The sequence below is a fragment of the Alteromonas alvinellae genome, assembly GCF_902705805.1.
On the sequence record NZ_CACSIH010000067.1, the window covers coordinates 1 to 820 of the forward strand.

An 820-nucleotide genomic window follows, 5' to 3' on the forward strand; every position below is an offset into this window, starting at 1 on the left:
TAGGGTCTGTTGATCTTTGCTGTACATATTTCACTCAGCAGTACATGGGTAGCCACATCATTGAAAATGCCAGTGATACCATGCTGGCATAATTCCTTGCTAATTTTTCATACCTCGTTGATATTGAACGATAATGCTTTATTCGAGCAAAGGCGTTTTCAACAAGGTGACGATATTTATAGAGACACCAATCAACGCTGTCTTTATCTATATCCTGACCATAGTTTCGTTTGGGTATGACTGAAGCACCACCTTTAGCTTCAATATATTTCCTCAAAGTATCACTATCGTACCCTTTGTCGCCGACGAAAATGTTAACTTCTCTTAAGTGATCAACTAGACTTTGAGCGCGAGCGATATCATTTCTCTGGCCTTCTGACAGTTCAAAATATATGGGGAGCCCGCCACTATCCACGGCTAGATGAATTTTTGTTGAGTTACCACCTCGGCTCTTTCCAATGCATTCATTATCAGTAGTAGCAGCTCCGGTACTATGCTGATGAGCTTTAATAATTGAACCGTCAGCAAAGACCCAATCGTAATCAGCTAGTTTAGCTAACTCATTGAATAACATATTCAATAAACCTTTCTTTGACCATAAATTGAATCGGCGATAAACGGCGCTCCATCTGCCAAATTCTGCCGGTAAATCACGCCAAGGAATACCGGTTCTCAGCCGGAATAATATCCCTTCAAACGTCATTCTATGTTCTGGTTTGTTGTAAATGCGGCCAGTGCTCTTCATTACTTGAAGTAGCTTTTGCCACCGCTTATCAGTTAGCATTAGTCTTGGCATGGTAGTGAGTTGTTCTTTTACTTT

The 820-nt window shown here is 40.9% G+C and carries 1 protein-coding gene; it reads right to left on the reverse strand.

Annotation, left to right across the window (positions count from 1 at the left end):
- Positions 1 to 34: 34 nt before the first annotated feature.
- On the reverse strand, positions 35 to 796 hold the full coding sequence (locus tag ACX5KA_RS05250; RefSeq protein ID WP_100970740.1) for an IS5 family transposase: 762 nt from the start codon (positions 794 to 796) through the stop codon (positions 35 to 37).
- Positions 797 to 820 lie beyond the last annotated feature (24 nt).